The sequence below is a fragment of the Streptomyces sp. NRRL S-495 genome (assembly GCF_000966955.1).
Lineage (GTDB): Bacteria > Actinomycetota > Actinomycetes > Streptomycetales > Streptomycetaceae > Kitasatospora > Kitasatospora purpeofusca.
The window spans coordinates 1-685 of the sequence record NZ_JZWY01001243.1 but is presented as its reverse complement, the minus strand read 5'-3'; the positions used below and the strand labels follow the sequence as shown (position 1 = coordinate 685).

The 685-nt window shown below is 75.9% G+C and carries 2 pseudogenes; both read left to right on the top strand.

Annotated elements, in window-relative coordinates:
- Positions 1 to 185, top strand: a pseudogene (locus VR45_RS47725) (4-hydroxybenzoate 3-monooxygenase); the annotation flags it as partial.
- Between the two features lie 167 nt (positions 186 to 352).
- Positions 353 to 685, top strand: a pseudogene (locus VR45_RS40875) (methyltransferase); the annotation flags it as partial.

Genomic DNA, 685 nt, shown 5'->3' with positions numbered 1-685 from the left:
GCCTGGAACACATCTGGCGCGCCATGGAGTTCTCGCACTGGATGGTCCGGCTGCTGCACGCGGCGCCCACCCCGCAGGGCGTCCCGTCGGGCTTCGACGCGGGACTCCGCCGCGCCCGGCTGGAGGCGCTGCGCACCTCGCGCGCCCAGCGGGACTGGTTCGCCGAGAACTACGTCGGCCTGTGAGCGACACCCCTTCCCGGGCCCAGCACCTCCCCGAGCCCCGACGGCTCCCCGAGCCCCGACGGCTCCCCGAGCCCCGACAGCTCTCAGAGCCCCGACCGCTCACCGATCCCCGTCGGCCCATCGAGCAGCACCGGCCGCCGGCGCACCGCACCGAGGACATCCCTGCCATGACCACTCCCGCCATGACCGCCACTCCTGCGCCCGCCACTGTCGCGCCCGACAGTGCCCACGACAGCGCCGACGACAGCACCCGCCTGCGCGCGGCCGCCGACTTCGTCCGCCGCCACGACACCGCCACCCTCCTGCCGCTCCTCCTCCCCGGCCTCGACGGCACACAACTCCACTCCCTCACCCGCCACTTGTCGTTCGCGCACGCCGCCCTGCTGGTGTTCCCGCCCGACCCGGCGACCCTGCGCGCCGACCTCGCCGCCTGCGGCCTGGCCGCCGACACCCCGGCGCTCCCCAGCTCCGTCGTCCGCGACCGGCTCGCCGCCCGGCAC